Annotated in this window: 6 protein-coding genes and 1 tRNA gene; 1 reads left to right on the forward strand and 6 read right to left on the reverse strand. The window is 59.2% G+C overall.

The window, feature by feature from the left end; genetic code table 11:
* Positions 1-3: 3 nt before the first annotated feature.
* Genes ACR0BT_RS16630 through ACR0BT_RS16655 form a run of 6 tightly spaced genes read right to left on the reverse strand, consistent with a single transcriptional unit; the run spans position 4 to position 5,851 of the window.
* The gene (locus tag ACR0BT_RS16630) at positions 4-801 is read right to left on the reverse strand and encodes an MBL fold metallo-hydrolase (protein WP_170511617.1); all 798 of its coding nucleotides are present in this window, start codon (positions 799-801) and stop codon (positions 4-6) included.
* On the reverse strand, positions 798-1,604 hold the full coding sequence (locus tag ACR0BT_RS16635) for a TatD family hydrolase (protein WP_480763616.1): 807 nt from the start codon (positions 1,602-1,604) through the stop codon (positions 798-800). The genes ACR0BT_RS16630 and ACR0BT_RS16635 overlap by 4 nt, the downstream gene beginning before the upstream one ends.
* The gene (locus tag ACR0BT_RS16640; protein WP_480763617.1) at positions 1,604-2,722 is read right to left on the reverse strand and encodes a DNA polymerase III subunit delta'; all 1,119 of its coding nucleotides are present in this window, start codon (positions 2,720-2,722) and stop codon (positions 1,604-1,606) included. Before ACR0BT_RS16640 ends, ACR0BT_RS16635 begins: the two co-directional genes overlap by 1 nt.
* A gap of 1 nt (position 2,723) precedes the next feature.
* Positions 2,724-3,356, reverse strand: coding sequence for a dTMP kinase (gene tmk / locus ACR0BT_RS16645; protein ID WP_480763619.1), 633 nt, complete (start codon positions 3,354-3,356; stop codon positions 2,724-2,726).
* Positions 3,353-4,519, reverse strand: a complete 1,167-nt coding sequence (locus ACR0BT_RS16650) for a D-alanyl-D-alanine carboxypeptidase family protein (RefSeq protein ID WP_480763621.1) — start codon at positions 4,517-4,519, stop codon at positions 3,353-3,355. The genes tmk and ACR0BT_RS16650 overlap by 4 nt, the downstream gene beginning before the upstream one ends.
* An 18-nt stretch (positions 4,520-4,537) precedes the next feature.
* Positions 4,538-5,851, reverse strand: a complete 1,314-nt coding sequence (locus ACR0BT_RS16655; RefSeq protein WP_480763622.1) for an SPOR domain-containing protein — start codon at positions 5,849-5,851, stop codon at positions 4,538-4,540.
* Positions 5,852-6,055: 204 nt separating this feature from the next.
* On the opposite strand from ACR0BT_RS16655, the gene ACR0BT_RS16660 reads away from it, so the two are divergent.
* A tRNA-Ser gene (locus tag ACR0BT_RS16660) sits at positions 6,056-6,145 on the forward strand.
* The last annotated feature ends 188 nt before the right edge of the window (positions 6,146-6,333 follow it).

Raw genomic sequence — 6,333 nt, forward strand, 5'->3', positions numbered from 1 at the left:
GCCTTACAGGGCGTGCCGGATCACCATGCCATCATAGGCAGGCGTGATATGATCCGGTGTTTCCGCATCGACCGTCGCATAATCCAGATCGATATGCATGTTGGTCAAAACGGCGCGTTTTGGTTTCAATTGGTCGATCCACTCCAGCGTCTTTTCCAGATGGGCATGTGTCGGATGCGGAGAGCGGCGCAGGGCGTCAATAATCAGGCAATCCAGATTCGCCAGTTCAGTCATGCTCTCATCATAAAGCTCTGCTACATCAGGCAGATAGACGATGTTTCCCATTCTGAAGCCAAGCGCATCAATCGATCCGTGGTTCACGCGAAATGGCCGAAGTGGGATCGTGCCACCAGGGCCGGAAATTTCGAACGGCCCATTAATTGTTTTGAGGTCGAGTATGGGCGGATAGGGCGATCCCTCGGGCTGAACGAAGGCATAGCCAAACCGGCTGAGCAGATCGTTCTGCGTGTCACCATCGGCCCAGACGGGGACGCGGGTTTTCATATTGAAAACGATCATCCGCAGATCGTCGATCCCATTCATGTGGTCGGCGTGGGAATGCGTGTAGACGACACCGTCCAATCGCCCCGTCCCGGTGTCCAGCAATTGGCTACGCATATCAGGTGAGGTGTCGATCAGAACCGAAGTAGTCCCGTCCGGCCCGTCCCGCTCGACCAGTAACGAGCATCGCCGACGCTGGTTTTTCGGGTTTTCCGGATCACAATCGCCCCAATGTCCCCCGAGACGGGGGACGCCACCGGATGACCCGCAGCCCAGAATTGTCAGGCGCAGCTCGCTCATGCAGCCGCCTTGTATGTGGCGGCTTTAGTGAAGAGCCGATCAAAATTGGCCTGCGTTTTTGCGGCGAAATCTGCGTAATCCAATCCGAAGACCTCAGCCCCTTTACGGGCGGTGTGTGCCGTATAGGCGGGCTCATTCCGTTTACCGCGATATGGTGGGGGGGCAAGATAGGGCGCATCGGTTTCGACCAGAATTCGGTCAACAGGTGCCGAAGCGAAGATATCGCGCAGTTCCTGGCTTCTTGGGAAGGCCGCGATGCCGGACATGGACAGGTAAAAGCCCAGATCAAGCGCGGCCCGGGCCAGTTCTGCCGACGAAGAAAAGCAATGCATGACACAGGAATAGGGCGTATTACGATGCTCTTCGGTCAGAATGCGGGCCATGTCGTCATCAGCAGCGCGCGCGTGGATGATCAGGGGCAGGCCGGTGCGCTGGGCGGCCTCGATATGGATGCGCAGCGATTGTTTCTGAACATCTGCCGACTCGGCCGTGTAGTGATAATCAAGCCCGCTTTCCCCAATGCCCACGAACTTGGGATGCTTAGCCAATGCGACCAGCTCATCGACCGTGGCCATCGGCTCATCAGCGGCGCTCATCGGGTGGGTGCCTGCAGCGTAGAAGACTGGGGCGTGAGCCTCGGCGATGGCGCGCACAGCGGGTTCGTTGCGCAGCCGGGTGCAGATGGTCACCATGCGGGTCACGCCAGCCTCGGTAGCGCGGGCGACGATATCATCCAACTGACCGTCGAAATCAGGGAAATCCAGATGGCAGTGGCTGTCGGTAATTTCGGGGGTGAGGCTCATCAGCTGTGACCGGCGGTTTCCTGTATCTTGAACACCGTATCTAGGACAAGCGAGGCAGGGTCAAGGTTCACCGCCTGCCCATGCCGCGCGCGCGTCGTGATGAGCGCGGCGACCTCCGCCCATTCGCGGGCCTTGTGCTGCGAGTTAGAGAGGCGCGACAGAGTTTCAGCCTCATTCGGGGCGGCCTCGGGTATGGGGGCGGCACCTTTTGCACCTGTCAGCGCCAAACGCGAGAGCGCAACGTCGATCAGCGAAAGCAGCAGATCAAACCGTTCCGCAGCACCTCGCTGAGCAGCCGCTTCTGCCAGTTTTAGGGTGCGCTGGCGGTCGAGCCGGGGAAGGGAGCCCAGAATTGCAATCAGCTCGGCATAAAGCTCTAGCCCGCCGAGATTGATCAAGCGGACGGCATCACCCACTGACCCGGCGGCGAGGGCTGCCAAATGTTCAGCCCGACTAGGGATTTCTGTGCCGGTCTGCACTAGCGCGGCCTTCATGTCATCTGCGCCAAGGGGTGAAAGCCGCAGCGTGCGGCAACGCGAACGGATGGTCGGCAGCAGGCGCGAAGGTTGGTGTGAAATCAGCAGCAGCGTTGTGCGCGCTGGCGGCTCTTCGAGCATCTTCAGCAGCGCATTGGCAGCACTGACATTCATTTCATCCGCTGAATCGACGATAACAACCCGGCGACCACCATCGGCAGAGGACAGGCCGAAGAACTTGCCCAATTTGCGGATGTCATCGACAACGATTTCGTTGCGCAGCCGTCCCTGATCGTTGACGGACCGGGTGATTGCGGCAAGGCCGGGCTCGGCCCCCGCCTGGATTCGGTGAGCGACGGGGTGGTCCGGGTCGATGTCCAACGTCTCAGGCGCAGGAGGGGCACCAAACAACCCGCCATCATCTGCCGGAGGTGTGGCCAACAAAAACTGTGCAATGTGCCAGGCAAGGGTAGCCTTGCCCACGCCGCGCGGCCCCGTTAGCAACCAGCCGTGGTGCAGCCGGTCCGAGTTATACGCGGTTAAAAACGCCTCTTGGGCCGCATCCTGTCCGAACAGCTTGAGAGTTTCGCGCGGATGCGGGGCACCAGGGGCCTGATCCGGTGTTTGGATATCGTCGCTCATGTCAGCTCAATTGCAGGGACGTCATGACAATATCTGTCACATCCCGCGCAACGCTGTCCATGTCCCGATTGCCGTCGACCACGCGGAAACGGTCAGAGAATTCTTGGGCCAGACCCAGAAAACCTGCCCGCATCTGTTGTTGAAGCTCCAAACCGAAATCTTCGAACCGTTCTTCGGTGCCCTGACGACCTTTGGCGCGCAACAGGCCGGTTTCCGGGTCCATATCGATCAGCAAGGTCATATCTGGCTCTCGCCAGATCATCAAGCTGTGCAACTGATCCACCAAACCCCGCAGATCGCCGCGCGACAGACCTTGATACATCCGGGTACTGTCGGCAAAACGATCGCAGATCACAACCTTGCCCTCTGCCAACGCGGGTTCAATCGTGCGCTCAAGATGATCGCGCCGGGCAGCGGTGAACAGCAGGATCTCGGTCTCGGCCGACCAGCGGTCCGGATCACCCTGCAGCACAAGGCTGCGAATTTCTTCTGCCCCGTCCGATCCGCCGGGCTCGCGCGTCAGAACGACGTCGCGGCCTTGATGCCGCAAGTGCTCGGCCAGCAGGCGCGCCTGCGTGGACTTGCCTGATCCGTCAATGCCTTCGAAGGTCAGAAACGTTCCGCGCGCTGTCACATTTGCTCCAGCGGAGTGTTGATCACTTCTTTCAGAACGATGCCACCCACGGTCAACATACGCACGACAAACCCGCCCAAGGGAACATCCTTTTCCGCAACCAGCGGGCGGCGGATTTCGGGCAATCCCTCGGGTTGGATCACAAGCTCGGCCAATTGCTGGCCTTTGCTGACCGGTGCGTTGATAGGGCCGTCATAGACAACCTCGGCCTTGATGTCCTTGTCGCCCAAAACGGGGAACAGCAAGGTCAGATCACCCTCGGGCACCAATCCCACAGTCTTTTCCGCCCCCATCCAAAGCTTGGCCTGGGCTACCGGTTCTTCTGATTTGGCAACTGTCCTCTCGACAAAATTTCGAAACGACCAGTTAACCACGGCCTCAGCCTCCTCTGCGCGCTTGGCAGTGCTGTCGAGCCCTGAAAGAACAAAGACAACCCGTCGGTCGCCTTGTTTGGCAGAACCGACCAAACCATATCCTGCCTCTTGGGTATGGCCAGTCTTGAGGCCATCGGCCCCGATATCAAGCTTCAGCAGCGGATTGCGGTTTCGCGCGTTCGAGGGCGCTCGGCCATCGAATTCGAACTCTTCTTCGGCAAACAGGGGATAGTACTCGGGGAAATCGGTGATCAGCCGGTCGGCCAGAACTGCCAGATCGTGCACTGACATCATGTGCCCAGCAGCAGGCCAGCCGTTGGAATTGGCAAAGTTCGAGTTGTTCATGCCCATCTGCTGCGCCCGCTGAGTCATGAAACGGGCGAATCCGGCTTCGCTTCCGTCGGGGCTGAGCGCTTCGGCGATCACGACACAGGCGTCATTGCCCGAAAGCACGATGATCCCGCGCAAAAGATCCTCGACCCGGACACGATCCTGCGTGTTCAGGAACATGGTCGAGCCGCCATAGCTCATCGCATGTTCCGAGACGGGCAAAGTTTCGTCCAGCGTCAAACGACCATCGCGCAAGGCTTCAAACGCCACATAAAGCGTCATGAGCTTCGACATGGACGCTGGAGGCAGAGGCTGATCGGCGTCTTTAGACAACAGCACAGTGCCGGTTTTCTGGTCCATCACATAAGCCGCACGCGCGGTGGTGTCGAAGGCATAGGCGGGCAGTGCCAACAGCGCCAACCCGAGGGCCAGTGTGGTGGATCGCAAAGCGGAAAGCATCATGGGCCTCCTGTTTGATCAGTTCTTTGCCGTGAAAGCATCGGTAAACCCAAGGTCTTTCACATCGTTCAACATCGCCCGACGTTCCGCGCGGGTTGCAACGGGTCCAACCAAAACGCGCCAGACCGACTTGTCCTCGCTTTTCAGTTCCATGACTTCGGCAGCCATGCCATTGCGCCGAATCTTGTCCGCCGCGCTCTTGGCGTTGGATTCTACGCTGAAGGTGCCCGCCTGAACAAAAGGTTTTGCCAACCCACTTGTCGTCGCAGCACTCGCCGGCGCTGGTGCCGCCGCCGTTGGTTCAGAGGCCTCGATGGCCGCTGCCGCTCCGGCAATCGGGTCCAGAGGCGTTTCGGTGATTGCGTTAGGGTCTTTCTTTTGCCACCACTTGCGCTTGGCCGGTTTTTCAGCCGGTGCCGTCAGTTCGGGATCCGACAATGCTGCCGTCTGTGTTTCTGACGAAGGGGATTCGGTCTCGGCAGCCGCTGCGGTTGCTGCGCCAGCTGCTGCGACTGCAGTCTCGTCGCTTGGCTTTTTCTGCCACCATTTGCGTTTGGCCGGTTTCTCTGGGGCTGGGGCCTCATTCGCGGCCAATTCACTGGTCAGAGCTTCTGCATTGGTCGGGGCTTCTGCACTGGGCGCATCTTCATCCGACGATGCAACAACGGCAGCCCCGGCAACGACCGCAGCTCCGGTCGCTGCTTCGGTGCTTGGCTTTTTCTGCCACCATTTCCGCTTTTGAGGCTTTTCAGCAGCGCTCGCTTCCGACGCTTCTGCAGTGTCGGTTGTTTCCGAACTCTCTGCACTATCTGTCTCTTCGGCAGGTTCCGCGGCGACAGGTGCAGGGGGTTCTTCAATAGCCTCACGTCGCAATGCGACAACCTGCACCCTGGTTGGAGCACCAGCCAGCATTCCCAATTGCTCGGCAGCGGATGACGAGACCTGCAGCGCGGGTCCCGGCAAATTCCGCTCACGGCGGAACAGGGCACCCGTTACCGATTTGTTGTTGGCTGTATTCTTGATTAGCACCCGCTCGGGTTGAGTCACATCGGGATGCGCCACCCAGATACCACCCAGCGATGGCCGCCCGTCCCACAATCCTGCTTCGGTGACCTGAAAAACCTCGGGGGCTTCAACATCGCGCTGATTGGTCGCGGCAGCCTCGGGGAACAGTTCGAACCGGTTTGTGTTGTCCGCATCTTCGGCGGCCGTATCCTCAGGCGGGTCCTCTGTAGTAAGTAGCCCTTCTTCGCATCCTGCCAATGCTGCCATCGTCACGACCAAAATTGCCAGCCGTTGTGGCCCAAAGCGTGTGCCCGTAGCTCGCTCCATTTTCTCAATCCCTTGCCTGACAAGGCCATTCCGGCCGCGCCCCACCGCGTCATTGCTGGTTCTTGTTGCCAGTCTTGTGCGGTCTTTCCCGCAGATCATAGCGCGGGCATCGGGCCATGGAAAGACTGCTACATTCGCTTCGGCAAGATTTCCCGCTTTATGGCTTGCCTCCGCGCTCAACTCGTCATAGACCCAGCCTCACGCGGGGAGGTGGCAGAGTGGTCGAATGCGGCGGTCTTGAAAACCGTTGAACGTGAGAGCGTTCCCAGGGTTCGAATCCCTGTCTCCCCGCCACTCATACCCGTCTCACTTCAGTTGTGTTTTTTGACCCGGAATTGTTCCGCAATTCCCGCGAGTTGACGCATGCACTTTCAATCAGAGACGGAGCAGATCGTACACTCGGATCACGATTCAGGCCCCAGTCTCAGTGCCGCATTTTGGTGGGATCGCTTTGGGCGGGATTTCCCTGATACCCGGAAGTT

The organism is Ruegeria sp. CJ6 (assembly GCF_056536665.1).

Excerpts from the sequence above, each read along its gene's own strand:
- ACR0BT_RS16630 (WP_170511617.1), bottom strand. The coding sequence starts at position 801 with ATGAGCGAGCTGCGCCTGACAATTCTGGGCTGCGGGTCATCCGGTGGC.
- ACR0BT_RS16635 (WP_480763616.1), bottom strand. The coding sequence starts at position 1,604 with ATGAGCCTCACCCCCGAAATTACCGACAGCCACTGCCATCTGGATTTC.
- ACR0BT_RS16640 (WP_480763617.1), bottom strand. The coding sequence starts at position 2,722 with ATGAGCGACGATATCCAAACACCGGATCAGGCCCCTGGTGCCCCGCAT.
- ACR0BT_RS16650 (WP_480763621.1), bottom strand. The coding sequence starts at position 4,519 with ATGCTTTCCGCTTTGCGATCCACCACACTGGCCCTCGGGTTGGCGCTG.
- ACR0BT_RS16655 (WP_480763622.1), bottom strand. The coding sequence starts at position 5,851 with ATGGAGCGAGCTACGGGCACACGCTTTGGGCCACAACGGCTGGCAATT.